We start from the raw sequence: 16518 nt of genomic DNA on the forward strand, positions 1-16518 counted from the left end.
TATTTAAAAAGGACTAAATTATGAACGTTTATTACGATAAAGATTGTGACTTATCTATCATCCAGGCCAAAAAAGTAGCCATTATCGGTTATGGTTCACAAGGCCATGCGCACGCGCTTAACCTTCAAGACTCAGGCGTTGATGTGACTGTGGGCTTGCGTAAAGATTCAGGCTCTTGGAAAAAAGCGGAAAACGCAGGTCTAAAAGTTGCTGAAGTAGCACAAGCGGTACAAGCAGCTGACGTGGTTATGATTTTGACCCCAGATGAGTTCCAAAAATCTTTATACGAAGACGTTATTGAGCCAAACATCAAAGAAGGCGCAACCCTAGCTTTCGCTCATGGCTTCGCTATCCACTACAATCAAGTGGTACCTCGTAAAGATCTAGATGTGATTATGGTGGCACCAAAAGCACCGGGTCACACGGTACGCTCTGAGTTTGTTAAAGGCGGCGGTATCCCCGATCTAATCGCTATTTACCAAGATGCTTCAGGTCAAGCCAAGCAAGTGGCACTATCTTATGCCTCTGGTGTGGGCGGCGGTCGCTCTGGTATTATCGAAACCACCTTCAAAGACGAAACTGAAACTGACCTTTTCGGTGAGCAAGCAGTGCTTTGTGGCGGTGCTGTAGAGCTTGTAAAAATGGGCTTTGAAACCCTAACAGAAGCTGGCTACGCTCCAGAAATGGCTTATTTTGAGTGTCTGCATGAGCTTAAGCTTATCGTAGACTTAATGTATGAAGGCGGTATCGCTGACATGAACTACTCAATCAGTAACAACGCTGAATACGGTGAGTACGTCACCGGTCCAGAAGTTATTAACGAGCAGTCTCGTGAAGCCATGCGCAATGCGCTAAAACGCATTCAATCTGGTGAATATGCTAAGATGTTTATCACTGAGGGTGCGACCAACTATCCTTCAATGACTGCCCGTCGTCGTAATAATGCGGATCATGAAATTGAAAAAACAGGTGCTAAGCTTCGCTCTATGATGCCTTGGATTGGTGGTAACAAAATCATCGATAAAGAAAAAAACTAAGTCGCTTAGTTTAAGGTAGCACAATAGACTGGCTACGATGAGCCGTCGGCCCACATGTTATTAAGCATGTGGGCTTTTTGGTTTTCAGTGCGCTTGTCAGTGTGCTTGAATGACAAGAACAATAGCTCAATATACGCCCAATGTGGCGTGTAAAATACGGCAATTTTAATAATAAAAAAGAGATGGTGTTATGAATACGGCGTGGTTATCACAGATAAACCCTCAAATTATTTACCTGATACTAAGTGCGGTCGTGGCTTTGCTTATTTGGATAGAGGGGGAGATGGTCAAAGCAACACTAGGTAAGCTGCCAAAATCTAGATTTTTTCATCTTATCTCAGTGATTGATACGCTGTGGTTTTTTGTCTCTATTTCGGTGCTTTACTGGATCGATTTAAATCCCTTAGCGATGACAGTGCCTCTGGCCTATGCCATTTATACCACTGGTGGCTGGATATATGGCACGGTACTGCTCAGACGCTCAGGTGGTATGCTTGACACGCCAGAGGATCTGGTTATTCCAAAGCCATTGGTTAGTTTTGGTCAGGCTTTTTCAGTGACCTTTTTTGCGCTTTGTATTTTTGTGCTGACTAAGACGTACTAGATCTGTATTCCTAGTACTGTATTCCTAGTATTGTATTATGGAAGCGGTCTTGGGTTGACACTGTGTTATGTATGGACTGAGAAAACTTATCAAAATTAGTTAGTCCGCTTTTACATTATTTACAGGAAACTAACTAAAAGCACAGATAATATTAGGACAAGTTGTTTAAAGCTGTTATACTAACACCCAGTAAGTAAGTTACTTTTTGAATGAATAGCACAGCTAGTGATTCAAACATGACTGCGTTTAATCGTAGCAATGTAATAGAAGTGGTTATTTATTAGAGTGAAGATTAGTCAACATTCTAATCGATACTGCTCGATTTACGTTTTCTACCGGTGTAATCCATTGAGGTTTGCCCAGTTAAAAGCATCATGACTATAGTTAAATCAATTTTATATTAGGAAAAGTTATGTCAGAACGTGTACAAGGTACTGTTAAGTGGTTCAACGAAGCTAAAGGTTTTGGTTTCATCGCACAAGACGATGGCGGCCAAGACGTATTTGCTCATTACAGTGCTATTCAAGGCAGCGGTTTCAAAACCCTAGCCGAAGGTCAAAAAGTTACTTTCGTATTAGGCCAAGGCCAAAAAGGTCCACAAGCTGAACAAATCGAATCAGCTGAATAATTTCTTGTAGGCTTAGACCTACAAATGAGTATTAATCATCTCAATAGATGATGGTACTGGAAAGAGACAACCCTATGGGTTGTCTCTTTTTTTTGTTTGAGGTTTAATAACGCTTGAGGTTTAATAACAGGGTTTGGATTAATTTAGCTCAGTTGGGTGTCAAGAACAGCTCACCCATAAATTTATGACCCTTTATTCACGCCAATGGCTTGACCTTATTGGGCTGCTCACGCAATATAATGATGTTTGATAATAAATCTTTATTTATACTGCCTTGACTACAAAAAAATGGTTGGCATAAAGGTTTAACAGTTGTGTACACTAAGGGCAGCTTTAATTAATGGGGCGAAATTTCTGTTAATTAAATCCTACAAATTGTTATATATATTAGACCCTATATTGGCTAAGATATATAAGGATAATTTACAAAGTACCAGGTAGGCCTTTAAACTTGGTGCGTATAACTGGTTAATTTTAATAACTCATAACATTAATAAACGAGGAACGTATGAAAGCATTAGTCGCTGTTAAGCGTGTGATTGACTATAACGTAAAAGTTCGCGTTAAAGCTGACAATTCTGGCGTAGATCTTAGCAACACTAAGATGTCAATCAACCCATTTTGTGAAATTGCTGTTGAAGAAGCAGTACGTTTAAAAGAAGCGGGCATAGTTGACGAGGTTATCGTTGCCTCTATCGGTCCAAAAGAAGCGCAGGAACAAATCCGTGCAGCTTTAGCACTAGGTGCTGACCGTGGTATCTTGGTTCAAACTGATGAAAAACCATACCCTCTGCAAGTTGCAAAAATCCTAAAAGGTATCGCAGAGCAAGAAGCGACTGACATCATCTTATTAGGTAAACAAGCGATTGATGACGACAATAACCAAACCGGTCAGATGCTTGCCGCATTGATGGGTATCGGCCAAGGTACATTTGCCTCAGAGGTTAAAGTTGAAGGCGACAAAGTAAACGTTACTCGTGAAATCGACGGTGGTCTACAGACAGTTGCTCTATCATTACCTGCTGTAATTACAACTGACCTGCGCTTGAATGAGCCACGTTACGCAAAACTTCCAAACATCATGAAAGCCAAGAAAAAGCCTCTTGATGAAAAAACACCAGCGGATTTTGGTGTAGAGATGGCCTCTAAGCAAGAGATTATTAAAGTAACGCCACCACCTGAGCGTTCTGCAGGCGTTAAAGTGGGTTCGGTGGACGAGCTAATCGACAAACTAAGAAATGAAGCAAAAGTTATCTAATTTTTGAAACTAACTTCACATAAATTTGATTAGTGGTGTCAGTTGATTGTCGGCGTTTAGCATTATAAATACTCATAAACATGCAGTTTATGCCTATTAAATTAAATAAGACTAAGCCTTGGCAGCAACCAACAGTTACCCAATCACACTCTCATCTCATTATTTGAAAGGATAATATTCACATGGCAATTTTAGTATATGCAGAACATGATAATGCCGAGCTAAAAAAGGCAACGTTAAGCACAGTGACCGCAGCTTCACAGATCGGTGGTGACATCCACGTATTGGTTGCAGGTTCTGGCTGCAAACCTGTCGCAGAACAAGCGGCTAAAGTCGCTGGTGTTAGCAAAGTAATTTGTGTAGACAGTCCAGCTTATGAATATCAATTGGCCGAAAACGTGGCTTTATTGGTTAAAGATTTAGCGGGCGACTACAGCCACATCGTTGTACCAGCGACCACTAACGGTAAAAACTTCTTACCACGCGTAGCGGCTTTATTAGATGTCAGCATGCTGTCTGATGTGATGCAAGTTATTGATGCCAATACTTTTGAGCGTCCTATCTATGCTGGTAACGCATTGGCCACGGTTAAAACCTCAGAAGACAAGGTTCTTCTAACTGTACGTACCACAGCTTTTGATGCTGCGGCTGCTGAAGGTGGCTCTGCAACTATCGAAGAGCGTAATGACACTCAAGATGCAGGCAAATCAAGCTTCGTAAGCGAAGAGCTTGCGAAATCAGATCGTCCAGAGCTAACTTCTGCTGAAATCGTAGTGTCTGGTGGCCGTGCCCTAGCCAATGGTGAAAACTTCACCAAATACATCGAGCCACTAGCAGATAAGCTAGGTGCTGCTATCGGTGCCTCACGTGCCGCAGTTGATGCAGGTTATGTTCCTAACGATATGCAAGTGGGTCAAACGGGTAAAATCGTTGCACCAAGCCTATATATCGCATCCGGTATCTCTGGTGCCATCCAGCATTTAGCAGGTATGAAAGACTCTAAAGTTATCGTTGCTATTAACAACGATCCAGAAGCACCGATTGCAAGTGTTGCTGATTACTTCTTAGAAGGTGACTTATTCACAGTACTTCCTGAGTTGACCAGCAAGCTGTAATGTTAGCCAAAACTGAGTACCAAGCTGTCTAAGACAATGCACTTTGTAGTGCTGCCTTAGTCTGGTTTGTTGCTTAATTTGGTGAATAGCCCTCAATCGAAAGATTGGGGGCTTTTACATTGACAGCTTTTACAGCCAAGCCAATTTATTTTACGCGCATTTACCATTTTAGTGGGCTTATCTTTGCTCATAAACTACCAAATCTACTAACAAGAGCCAATGCCAATGAATCGACCTGTATCTATAGTACCCGTAAAAAATACAGCGCAGGCGGCTGACTGGGTCAAGCAAATTGCCGAGATAGAGCGTTTGGTGCAGCCACAGGATGCGTGGGATGAGCAGTCAGTGACCAAGCTTTTGCACCAAGACATTAATCATGGCTGGGTGGTGATAACTGAGGAAAAGCTAGAGGATAACGGCTTCTCAAAGCAAACATCGCCGCAAGCCACCCCGCAGACAGTTACTGTGGCTTACTGCCTAGTTAGCACCGTGTTTGAAACCGCAGAAATCTTAAGAATAGGCACTCATCCTGACTTTCAGCGCCGTGGTTATGCCCAATCCTTAATTGAGCAATTGATTGCGCAAATGCCAGATAAAGGACTTGATAGCATACTGCTGGAAGTCCGAGCCGATAATGAGGGGGCCATTAGGCTATATCAAAAGATGGGGTTTGAGGTGATTCATACCCGAAAAGGCTATTACACCTCGTCAAAGCCCTCAGGAGAAACTGAGCGCTGTGATGCACTCATTATGCAATACACACGGGCGTAAAAAACTAAGCTTAAGCACTATTGGTTACGAAGCAGCTACTAATGATTAAAGGTGACTAATCACTAAAGCTATTAATGATTAAAGGTGACTAGTTATTAAAGGTAAGCGGCTGAGTGGCCAGTAGCTCAAGGACTTGCTCTGGGGTAGGGGCGCTCTTAAAATACTGCCAATGCCCGTGTATCAAAAGCTCAATGGGGGCGTAGTTGGTTTTATAGCGCATCTTTTGGACGGTGGGAATCCAAAATCCTAAGTAAGCATACGCTAGCCCTAAGCGCTGGGTCATCTTAATCTGTTGTAAGATGCAGTAGACGCCTAGGCTACGCGAGTTATAACTGGGATCTGGGTCAAAAAAAGTATAGATGGCAGATAACCCATCACTTAAGCGGTCAGTTACGGCCACAGCAATCAGCTTATTATTGGGCTCACGAAACTCTAGAAATAAAGTGTCGGCCGGACTGGCTACCAAGAACTGCTCAAAGGTATGTAGACTGGGAGGGTACATATCGCCATCAGCATGACGGGCGGAGATGTATTTTTGATATAACGCATAATGCTCGTGGGTGGCGCTGGCAGCCGGCTTTAGCTGTAGGCTAACCTGAGCATTTCTATTGAGTATCTTACGATAGCGTCTTGACGGCTCAAACTCATTAACCACCACACGGCTTGAGATACATTGCTGGCAATGGGGACAGTTGGGACGATAAAAGGCTTGACCGCTGCGGCGAAAGCCTTGTTGACACAGCTCGGTATAGCGCTCAGGGTCTATAATCTCGCCTGATTCTAATAAAATAAAGTGCAGCTGAGAGGCACGGTCAGGCAAGTAACTACATAGACTTGGCGGTGATAAATTAACCACAAGATGCGCCTGTGAGGCAGCATTGCTGGTGGGAGTATCATTGGTATCATGGGTTACGTCATCAGCGTAAGGATGCATCTAAGGTGACCTTGTGGCTTATTGTGGCTGAGGTTGAAAGCGTTGCAAGAGGGCGTTTACCGCATAACGGGTAAGCGAGAAGTCATGCCAATTAACACCAGCCTTGTGCGTGAGCTCAGATAACACGGTTAAAAAATCTTCACGTGGCATAATGGCTGCCCCCAAGCTTTGTAGATGGGGATTGGGTAGTTGACAATCTATCAGCTGAACCTGAGTGTACTGGCAAAACTGAGTCAATGCCCAAAAAGCAACTTTTGAGGCATTACTTTTATGATGGAACATCGATTCGCCAAAATAAATTTGCCCAATTTTTAGTCCATACAACCCGCCTATAAGCTGCTTATCCTCCCAGACCTCAATACTGTGTGCGTAGCCTAACTGATGCAGCTGACAGTAAGCCTCAATCATTTCATCGTGAATCCAAGTGTCTTTAGCATAGCTACGTGGCAGGCTGCAGGCGTGTATCACAGACTCAAAGTCGCTATTAACTGACCACTGCCACTGGCTATTTTTGGCCAACCGCTGTAGGGATTTGCTAGGCACAAAGCTGTCAGGTGCTAAAACGCAGCGCGGCTCAGGGCACCACCACGCAATGGGCTCATCTTCATTAAACCAAGGAAAAAGCCCTTGAGCGTAGGCGGATAATAAGGTCTGAGGGGCAAGATCGCCGCCCATGCCCACCAGCCCCAGACCCTCTGGGTCTACCTCACTGGGATTTGGAAACAGATAGGGGCTATCAAATAGGGGCGCCTGCGCTACGTTATCAGTCGCAGTATGGCCCGGTGCTTGGGTATAATTTGGATCATCTGTGGTCACAAAGGCATCCATTAATAGCTCATTTTTTAACAGGTCAAAGAGTAAATAACGATTAAGATCAACATCAGAATAAAAACTTGATATGTCTCAAGATATTTGATGCAGATGAGATGTTTTATGCTGATATAGTAACAAGCTTAATGCGGCAAGTATATCCATTAACTTGGGCGACTGATTGAGACCTATCGTGTAAATTGCTAAAAAAAGGGCGCAACCCTAAGTGAGTTGGCCCTTTTATGTGTGTCTGTCCCGTCCTAAAATAAGCGTCTACCTGATAAGCTAGGTCTTAGCGCTTGGCATTTGGCACTTGACACTATGAGACAGCTACAGATTGGCGTTGGCATCTGCGCTTAAGGTTGAATCATAGGTGTGTTCTGTGGCAGTGGCCACACCGATTGAATCTAAGTATTTTTCAGCATCTAAAGCTGCCATACAGCCTGTACCGGCAGAAGTAATGGCTTGACGATAGACATTATCTGCCACGTCACCTGCCGCAAAAACCCCTTCGACACTGGTCTGAGTGGCATTGCCTTTGGTGCCGCTGTTGACCGTAATGTAGCCATCTTTCATCTCTAGCTGACCGACGAACATATCGGTATTGGGCTTATGGCCGATGGCCACGAACATACCCATAACGTCCAGCTGCTTAGTACTGCCATCTTTAGTGGATTCAATGATGATACCGTTTACGCCCATGTCATCACCGACCACCTCTTTGACTTGGTGGTTCCATTCGATGCTGACGTTGCCGTTTTTGGCTTTTTCGAACAATTTGTCTTGTAAGATTTTCTCAGAGCGCAGGCTGTCACGGCGGTGAACTAAGACCACCTCTTTGGCAATGTTGGATAAATAAAGGGCTTCTTCTACCGCAGTATTACCGCCACCAATCACCGCAACCTTTTGGTTTTTATAAAAAAATCCATCACAGGTGGCACAAGCGGATACCCCCAAACCTTTAAACTTAGTCTCAGATTCTAATTGCAAATACTGAGCTGACGCACCAGTAGCGATAATGAGCGCATCACAGGTGTAGGTACCTGAGTTGCCCTCAAGTGTGAATGGTCGCTCAGTTAGGGTGACCGAATTGATATGGTCATTGACAATCTCAGTACCAAAGCGCTCAGCGTGTGCTTTCATACGTACCATTAAGTCAGGGCCGGTGAGACCTTCGGCATCGCCTGGCCAGTTGTCTACCTCAGTGGTGGTGGTTAACTGACCGCCCATCTGCATGCCTGAAATGATGACAGGCTTTAAGTTAGCGCGCGCCGCATAAACAGCAGCTGAATAGCCGGCAGGGCCTGAGCCTAAGATAATGAGTTTTTCGTGACGAGGTGAGGTGTTCTCTTGTGTCATGAAGGTTCCTTAATGGTTATAAATAAGTAATTAATAAATGCTAAGTACAACAATTTAAACGCTCAAAATAGCAATAAAAACAGCAAATAGGCCGAATTTAAAGCCGCTTGAGAGATGCGGTGATGCCTTGTAATCAGTTATTAAGTCTGGGGTTGGTTAATACCATGAGGCCAATGGCGGACAATAGCAAATGAGTTTTAGTCATGATATTTATTTATGTGATAAATAAGCTAACAGATGCTCGAAAGTAGAGCACAATTTGCTATTATAGAGGGTTATACAGACTAGGTTAAGCAAAATTGCTTATAAGCCAGTCGGCATAAGCTATCGGCGACCAGTTTTATTGTCTATAAGTTTCAAATGTTGGGAAAAATTAATGATAACGGCACACCTTATTTACACGCTAAAAAAAGTTACTTTCACCTTACTTGCCGTCATGCTCGCAGCTTTTGTGTTCGTTATCTTGCTTACTTACACACCCAATGACCCTAGCTGGTCACGTATCAGCAGTGATATGGGGCAGATAAGCAACATGGGCGGGGCAGTGGGGGCGTGGGTCTCCGATTTACTCTACACCTTTATGGGCTGGTCCGCTTGGTGGCTGATGGTGTTTTTGGCTTATGAAGCGGTTTGTATTTGGTGGCACCGTGAGCAAGCTTTTGGGCCATTAAGAGCCATAGGCTATGTCTTTTTGTTATTAGCCAGTTGTGGCTTAGTGGCCATCACGCCGCAGTTACTGGGCTTGATAAGTGATAATGGCGCTCGTTTTGGCGGCATTTTAGGGGCTGAAGTAGCCACTCGTTTAAGCGGTTTATTGACCATTTATGGGGCCAGTGCTTTTTTATTGGTGTTTACCCTAATTACCGCAACCTTTGCCTTTAATATTCATTGGAAGCGTGTGTTTGATGCCTTCTTAAGCCTATCTTGGCTTGGAAATGGACTCAAGCGCCAGCCTACCGTTGATGGGGTGTCACAAAAGGGTGAGAGTGAAATGGCGACGCACGTCAGTCAAGAACAACCAGAAGATTTGGCTGCCGATGGCTCACCGCTGATGCAGCAGCTTAAGCTGAATTTGCCTGAATCAGAAGATGATGAGGCAGTAGACCTTGCCTCTGAGCCGTCTACCGCTCACGCCAGTAACCCCAGTCTTAGCAATGTGCTTGATGACTTTTTAGTAAATTCAGGATTAACAGAGAGTATCTTGGCGTTACAAGAGCAAGAAGCTCAAGAGGCGCACCAAGCCAAGAGTGCAGCTCAAGCACCTGTGACAGCAGCCAATGGCTCAATAGCACCGGAGAGCAGCCTGATAAAAAAGCAGGAGCCTAGCTTCGCTTGGAATGATCAAGATGTGATTAATGAGCTGCTTGATGAGCAAGCGCTGCCGACGGCCGTGGCCAATAGCGTAGACGCCTCATCGCCCTCTATGGCAGACAGTAGTACTCAGACACAGCAGGCTGCCGATTACTCAGTATCACCATCACCCAGCGAAGCCAAGGCACCTATCGACAATGCTGACAATACTGCCCCTGCTGATACTCATAACTCTGATATCGAGCAGCAGGCGTTTGACGTATATGATGTAAAAGTACCTGACACAGCACAAGCTCAGCAAGAGACTGAGACTGTTACTGATGTTACTGATGTTACTGATGAGAGTGAGTTGTCGATAAATGAAGCCGCTACAACACAGAGCGAGCTTGAGACCGACGACCAAACAGCGCTTTATGATGCTAAAGATGAAGGTGGTTATTTAGACAATAATAATGCCGATGAAGACACTAAATTAGAGACGCCGTTAGAGGATGTTGAACAAAATGTTGAGCACAATGTTGAGCCACCAGCATTTGTGGATCTAACGCCAACCAATACCCCACCTTCCAACCCCAAAAAACCACATGAGCCGCAGCCGGCATCAGAGCCTACGCAGGCAGCGCCAACCATTCGCTTTGCTACCCCTGAGGGCGATGCCAGCAATCATATTGAAGATATGATGCCGGATGTTGATGAAGATGAGTTTGTGTTGCCCGAGATTCATGACGATACAGCTTATGCTTCGACCAGCCGTGCTATGCAAACAGCTAAGTATCGTGAAGGGCTGTCACCCATTCCTGAATTATCGATCTTAGACAAACCTGATCCAGATCGCAAGCCGAGCTATACCCAGCAGGAACTGGCGCAATTATCAGAGCTACTAGAGATCAAACTGCAAGAGTTTAATGTAAAAGCTGAAGTGGTTAATGCGATTCCAGGACCTGTAGTAACCCGCTTTGAGGTAGATTTAGCGCCTGGAGTTAAGGCCAGTAAAGTTACGGGTATCTCCCGAGATTTGGCCCGCTCTTTATCTATGGCGTCCTTGCGTGTGGTAGAGGTGATCCCTGGCAAGCCATTTATTGGTATTGAGGTACCCAATAAGAAGCGTGAAATGGTGCGCTTGATTGAGCTGCTACAAACCGAAGATTACAAAAACCCTAAGGCTCAGATTAGTATGGCGATGGGTAAAGACATCGGCGGCAAGCCAATTATCACTGACCTAGCACGAGCCCCACATATGCTGGTGGCTGGTACCACAGGGTCAGGTAAGTCAGTCTTGGTCAACGCTATGCTGCTGTCGATGCTACTTAAATATAAGCCCTCTGAGCTGCGCTTAATATTAATTGATCCTAAACAATTAGAGTTGGCCAACTACAATGATATTCCGCACCTGTTAACCCCTGTGGTGACCGATATGAATGAGGCGGCCAGTAGTTTATCTTGGTGTGTGGCTGAGATGGAGCGCCGTTACCAGCTTATGAGCTTATTAAAAGTGCGTAAATTGGGTGAATTTAACAAAAAAGTCATTGCCGCTGAGAAGGCCGGCCGGCCTATTATCGACCCTTTATGGCGCCCAAATGATAGCGTCAGCATCGATAAAGCGCCTAAGCTTAAGACACTGCCTATGATTGTCATCGTGGCAGACGAATTTGCCGATATGATTATGCAAGTGGGTAAGCAAGCTGAAGAGCTGATCACCCGTCTGGCTCAGAAGTCTCGTGCTGCGGGTATTCACTTAATGTTAGCGACCCAGCGTCCTTCGGTAGATGTTATTACGGGTCTTATCAAAGCCAATATTCCGGTACGTGCAGCGCTACGCGTTAACTCAAAAGTCGATTCACGCACCATTTTGGACGCTGGCGGTGCTGAGGATATGCTTGGTAATGGTGATATGCTGTTTTTAGGCCCAGGCCAAATTGAGCCCGATCGCGTACACGGTGCTTATGTCAGTGATGAGGAGGTCAACCGAGTCTGTGATGCCTGGCGTGAACGGGGCGCCCCAGATTATATTGACAATATGGCCTGCAACTTTGAATTAACCAGTCCAAGCAGCAGTGGCGCAGGCAATACCTCTGGTGAAGACGATGCGCTTTATGACGAGGCGGTGGCTTTTGTCATGGAGACCCGCAAAGTATCTGCTTCGAGCATCCAGCGTAAGTTTAGTATTGGTTATAACCGAGCAGCGCGAATTGTAGACTCTATGGAGGAGGCCGGATTGGTAAGCTCTATGGGTAAAAGTGGTAAGCGTGAATTATTAATGTAGCCATAAAATAGGATTAAAGCCTTATTATATATAGGATGAACGGGTTGTTGGGCACTATATTAACCCTTATTAAACAGTCACTTTAGCCCTAAATGAACTCTTTACACAATTAAACTAAAGTTAACAGTCATGCGTATTGGTTAAGATAAAATGTATGATATAATGACCTCGTTTAATTGATACTAAGAATAAGGACACCCTATGAAAACTATTTTACACAGATCAAATACTCGTGGTGACGCTGACCATGGCTGGCTAAAAAGTAAACATACCTTTAGCTTCGCCAACTATTACAACCCTGCTCGTATGGGCTTTGGTGCTCTACGTGTGATTAATGATGATCACGTAGAAGGGGGTAATGGTTTTGGTACGCATCCTCACCGTGATATGGAAATTATTTCTATTCCAACCTCAGGTAGACTTGCGCATAAAGACTCTATCGGTACAAACGGCATCATCGAAAGTGGTGAGATCCAAGTTATGTCTGCTGGTACCGGTATTGTGCACAGTGAGATGAATGGCACCGCCAATGAACCAGTAAAATTCTTCCAAATTTGGGTTGTGCCTAACAAGCAAGGTGTTCAGCCTCGCTATCAGCAGTTAAAAATCGCTGATATGTTACAGCCTAATGAGTTTGGTCAGATTTTATCGCCCAACCCAGACGACGCTGGCGTATGGATTCACCAAGATGCCTGGTTCCACATGGGTAATCTAGATAAAGGCGTAACCGCTCATTACGACCTAAAAAATAAAAATAATGGCGTCTATGCATTGGTTATTGAAGGTCAAGTCAAGATTGGTGATGAAATCCTAGACAGACGTGATGGTATGGGTATCACAGAGGTAACAGGCTTTGATGTAGAAGCCTTAGCGGACTCTCGCGTGTTACTGATGGAAGTACCGGTTTAAGGTAATCTTCACTGCCTAAAGCCTTAGAACGACAACAAAAAGCCAAACTTTCGAGTTTGGCTTTTTTATTGGCTTTAAGATAAGCTAGAATAAAGATTTGCCTAACTATTTTGTCAAAATGACCTAAGCTCTCAAAAGAGCCAATTCACCCCCCAAACACGAGCAGAGGACGCTATGTTTAAAGAATACCCGCAATATGATGCCAGAGGATTGGCAGCGCTTATTAGATCCGGTGAAATCAGCGCCAAACAGGCTCTAGATGCGGCTATATATCAGGCCAATAGGCTAAATCCTAAGCTTAACGCCATCATTCATCGATTTGATGAGCGGGCATTTAACGAAGTGCAGCGAGGTTTGCCTCAAGGCATATTCACTGGGGTGCCTTATTTATTAAAAGATTTAAATTACTTATTTGCCGATGAGCCGATTAAAATGGGCAGCCGCAGCGTTCATATTGTGCCAGAGCAAGACAACGAGCTGGTAAAACGCATGCGAGCCACTGGCGTCAATACCTTTGGGAAAACCAATACCCCAGAGTTTGGTTTAATTATTACCACAGAGCCTAAGTCTTATGGCGCCACCCATAATCCATTTAAAAAAGGCTATAGCAGCGGCGGCTCATCAGGTGGCAGTGCTGCAGCAGTGAGTGCCGGTATCGTACCTATGGCAGGTGGCGGTGATGGGGGTGGCTCTATTCGCTTCCCATCCGCTTGGTGCGGCGTGTTTGGCTTAAAGCCCAGTCGTGGCCGCAATCCCAGTGGTCCTCTCTATGCTGAAGGCTGGGAAGGAGCTGTGGCCGACCATGTGATTACCCGCAGTGTGCGCGACAGTGCCGCCATGCTTGATGCCACGGCTGGTAGAGAGGTTGGCTCAGCGTTTGTGACACAGGCCTCTGATAACGGCCAGTTTTTACAGGCCACACAGACACCGTCTAAACCGTTAAAGATTGCGCTGATGCAAGCGCCTTTGTTTCCAGGTGCCACAGTAGACAAAGAGGTGCTGGCGGTACTAGAAAAAACAGCACGGCAGCTTGAAGATATGGGGCACACAATAGACTATGCCGCCCCAAACATTGATATTGACCGCATGTGGCGAGATTTTTTTACAGTGGTGTGTGCTCATACGGCGCATTTTGTGGAAGATTTGTCGCTGCGCTATGGGCCGCAGCAAGTTGCTAATCTGGAGCCACAGACTCGAAATATGGTCATGATAGGACGCTCGCTAAGTGTGATTGACCTACTTAAAGCCAAGCAAGGCTGGCATGACGTACAGTACCAGACCGGACTGATTCTTGAGCAGTACGATATGATTTTATGCCCGACGGTGCCGACGCCTGCCGTTAAGCATGGGGTGCTGCCGCCCAGTCGTATTGATGAGCTACTGCTTAATGTTAGCGGCTTGATTGATCGAGGCGTTAATCTGGGTAAATGGATTTATAACTCAAGCTTGGTCGAGAAGCTAAGCGCACCGGTATTAAGCAAAATGGCCTTTACGACTTTGGGCAATATTACAGGTCTACCGGCCATGTCAGTCCCGCTAGGCATGAGCAATAAGGGCTTACCGATTGGCATGCAATTTATTGGGCGTATGAATGATGAGGCGAGGCTTTTTGCTTTGGCAGCAGACTTTGAGCGGGCAGGACTATTTACCGATCCGGCCATTTAATACTCTCTACGTTGATTTGTTAAGGTAGCCACTATAAACAGAGCCTATGACGATATGTATTAGGCTCCTTATAAATAGCTTTAGTCCCCCTAGACCACCTCACCACAAGCCTTACCACTGGCCCATGCCCACTGAAAATTATAGCCGCCAAGCCAGCCTGTCACATCGAGCACTTCACCGATAAAGTATAAGTTTGGCTGCTTTTTACTCTCAAAGGTCTTTGAGGACACCTCATCAGTATTTACGCCGCCTCGGGTAACCTCAGCGGTGCGATAGCCTTCCGTGCCTGAGGGCTTAATGGACCAATTATTAATTTTGTCGCCGATAGTATCTAACGCCTCGTCTTTAATATTGGCAAGCTCTTTGTCTTTAAAATCTGACCAATGTAAATCCTGTAGCGCCAGCAATAGTTTTTTTGGAAAGTATTCAGTCAATATGCTGCGAATTAATTGTTTTGGATGCTGAGCTTTAGCTTGCTTTAATAACTCAGAGATATCCACGTTAGGCACCAAGTTAATGTGTATCGCTTCGCCCACCTGCCAGTAGTTGGAAAGCTGTAGCATGGCCGGGCCTGATAATCCTCGGTGTGTAAACAGCATGGGTCTTGGGAATGAAATGCGCTCATTAAAGGCGATCACATCAAGGCTAATGCCCGCCAATGAAGCGATGACCTCACCGACCTTATCGGTAAAGGTGAAGGGAACTAAGCCGGCTGAGGTCTTGATGATTTGGTGTCCGAACTGCTCAGCCACCTCATAGCCAAAACCGGTCGCACCCATAGTCGGAATCGATAAGCCACCGGTGGCGATAACCAGTGAGTGACAATGAATGGTCTGTTTTGAGGTCTCAACAATGAAGCCTTGTTTATCGTTATCTTGTGGCAAAGACTTAATAGAAATAATATCAGTTTTTAATTGGACTTTAGCGCCAGCTTCTGAGCATTCATCAAGTAATAGATTTAGAATGTCTTTTGACGAGTCATCACAGAACAGCTGTCCGTAATCACGCTCATGATAGGGGACACCATGCTTTTCTACCAGCCCAATAAACTCCCAAGGGTTGTAGCGGGTGAGCGCCGATTTACAAAAGTGTGCGTTGCTGCCGATAAAGTTTTCAGGCTCGACCACATAGTTGGTAAAGTTACAGCGCCCGCCACCTGACATAAGGATTTTCTTTCCCGCTTTATTGGCGTGATCAATGACCAATACCGATCGGTCGCGCTGAGCTGCGGTAAACGCGCAGTATAGACCAGAGGCGCCGGCGCCTATGATCAGTACATCGACCGATTTGTTTAAGCCTTGGTGTACAGATGCATAGGTGGTGTCTAAACAGGCGCTATTAAGGTGTTTATGAGAGTATGCTTGGTTTTGGGTCATGAATATGGCTTTTTAAATAAGAGTGAATTAAGAAGGGTTAGGCGGTCGGTGGTTGGCAATAGGTCAGGTCAAGCTGATAATTAGTTTGCGTATAAATTTAAGGTAAGTCTCAGTTATCACGCGGTCGCTGATAATTTTTATAGGGTATATGGTGGTTTAAATAGGTCAATAGACGGCTCTAAAAAGGTGATAAATTTATAAAAATTATAAAGATTTTAGGGGGTTAGATAAAATAACAGTTTACAACTGTAGCAAAATCTAGTAAAACTATTAGGGTAACAGTCACAAGGATAGGACTGAGTAAACCGGCAATCAAGGTCGAGGCAGCGACTGTAGGGCGTAAAATAAAAGATAACCTCTTAATTTGCCTGCCTTATTATAAGCCTACCAGGTTTGCTACTGGTTTTATCCTATTTTATCACGATAACGCAGCAGATTAAGCCTGCTATTAACGGTTTAACACCCGGTGATCTCTAGG

At 44.9% G+C, this 16518-nt stretch carries 13 protein-coding genes; 9 read left to right on the forward strand and 4 right to left on the reverse strand.

Translation table 11 applies throughout. The features are described 5' to 3' along the window. Positions 1–20: 20 nt before the first annotated feature. From ilvC to MN210_RS03545, 6 genes are all read left to right on the forward strand, one after another. Positions 21–1037 carry a ketol-acid reductoisomerase gene (gene ilvC, locus MN210_RS03520; protein ID WP_011959892.1) on the forward strand — a complete coding sequence of 339 codons (1017 nt, stop codon included), beginning with the start codon at positions 21–23 and terminating at the stop codon, positions 1035–1037. Between the two features lie 190 nt (positions 1038–1227). Then, entirely contained in the window at positions 1228–1641 is a 414-nt protein-coding gene (locus MN210_RS03525) for a hypothetical protein (protein ID WP_338412559.1), read from the forward strand. Positions 1642–2053: 412 nt separating this feature from the next. Then, positions 2054–2269 (forward strand): cold-shock protein, encoded by a 216-nt coding sequence (locus MN210_RS03530; protein WP_007394029.1) that lies wholly within the window; start codon positions 2054–2056, stop codon positions 2267–2269. Positions 2270–2777: 508 nt separating this feature from the next. Further along, a complete protein-coding gene (locus MN210_RS03535) occupies positions 2778–3527 on the forward strand; it encodes an electron transfer flavoprotein subunit beta/FixA family protein (RefSeq protein ID WP_011959894.1) in 750 nt (249 codons plus the stop codon). Between the two features lie 182 nt (positions 3528–3709). After that, the gene (locus MN210_RS03540) at positions 3710–4642 is read left to right on the forward strand and encodes an electron transfer flavoprotein subunit alpha/FixB family protein (RefSeq protein WP_241879215.1); all 933 of its coding nucleotides are present in this window, start codon (positions 3710–3712) and stop codon (positions 4640–4642) included. A 225-nt stretch (positions 4643–4867) separates the two neighbouring features. Beyond that, positions 4868–5413 carry a GNAT family N-acetyltransferase gene (locus MN210_RS03545; protein WP_241879216.1) on the forward strand — a complete coding sequence of 182 codons (546 nt, stop codon included), beginning with the start codon at positions 4868–4870 and terminating at the stop codon, positions 5411–5413. Between the two features lie 88 nt (positions 5414–5501). Here MN210_RS03545 and MN210_RS03550 read toward each other — a convergent pair whose 3' ends face one another. The 3 genes from MN210_RS03550 to trxB form a co-directional block, all read right to left on the reverse strand. Next, positions 5502–6347: an arginyltransferase gene (locus tag MN210_RS03550; RefSeq protein WP_338412560.1), complete on the reverse strand. Its 846-nt coding sequence runs from the start codon at positions 6345–6347 to the stop codon at positions 5502–5504. Between the two features lie 18 nt (positions 6348–6365). Continuing rightward, positions 6366–7175: a leucyl/phenylalanyl-tRNA--protein transferase gene (gene aat, locus MN210_RS03555; protein ID WP_338412561.1), complete on the reverse strand. Its 810-nt coding sequence runs from the start codon at positions 7173–7175 to the stop codon at positions 6366–6368. Positions 7176–7487: 312 nt separating this feature from the next. Continuing rightward, positions 7488–8516, reverse strand: a complete 1029-nt coding sequence (gene trxB / locus MN210_RS03560; RefSeq protein ID WP_011959899.1) for a thioredoxin-disulfide reductase — start codon at positions 8514–8516, stop codon at positions 7488–7490. 376 nt (positions 8517–8892) lie between these two features. On the opposite strand from trxB, the gene MN210_RS03565 reads away from it, so the two are divergent. From MN210_RS03565 to MN210_RS03575, 3 genes are all read left to right on the forward strand, one after another. Further along, a complete protein-coding gene (locus tag MN210_RS03565) occupies positions 8893–12090 on the forward strand; it encodes a DNA translocase FtsK (protein WP_338412562.1) in 3198 nt (1065 codons plus the stop codon). A 201-nt stretch (positions 12091–12291) separates the two neighbouring features. Beyond that, entirely contained in the window at positions 12292–12999 is a 708-nt protein-coding gene (locus tag MN210_RS03570; protein ID WP_110816225.1) for a pirin family protein, read from the forward strand. A gap of 174 nt (positions 13000–13173) precedes the next feature. After that, positions 13174–14664 (forward strand): amidase, encoded by a 1491-nt coding sequence (locus MN210_RS03575; RefSeq protein WP_338412563.1) that lies wholly within the window; start codon positions 13174–13176, stop codon positions 14662–14664. Between the two features lie 89 nt (positions 14665–14753). Here the strand turns inward: MN210_RS03575 and MN210_RS03580 are convergent, their stop codons facing one another. Then, entirely contained in the window at positions 14754–16040 is a 1287-nt protein-coding gene (locus MN210_RS03580; RefSeq protein ID WP_338412564.1) for a BaiN/RdsA family NAD(P)/FAD-dependent oxidoreductase, read from the reverse strand. Positions 16041–16518 lie beyond the last annotated feature (478 nt).

This window comes from Psychrobacter raelei, from assembly GCF_022631235.3.
Lineage (GTDB): Bacteria > Pseudomonadota > Gammaproteobacteria > Pseudomonadales > Moraxellaceae > Psychrobacter > Psychrobacter raelei.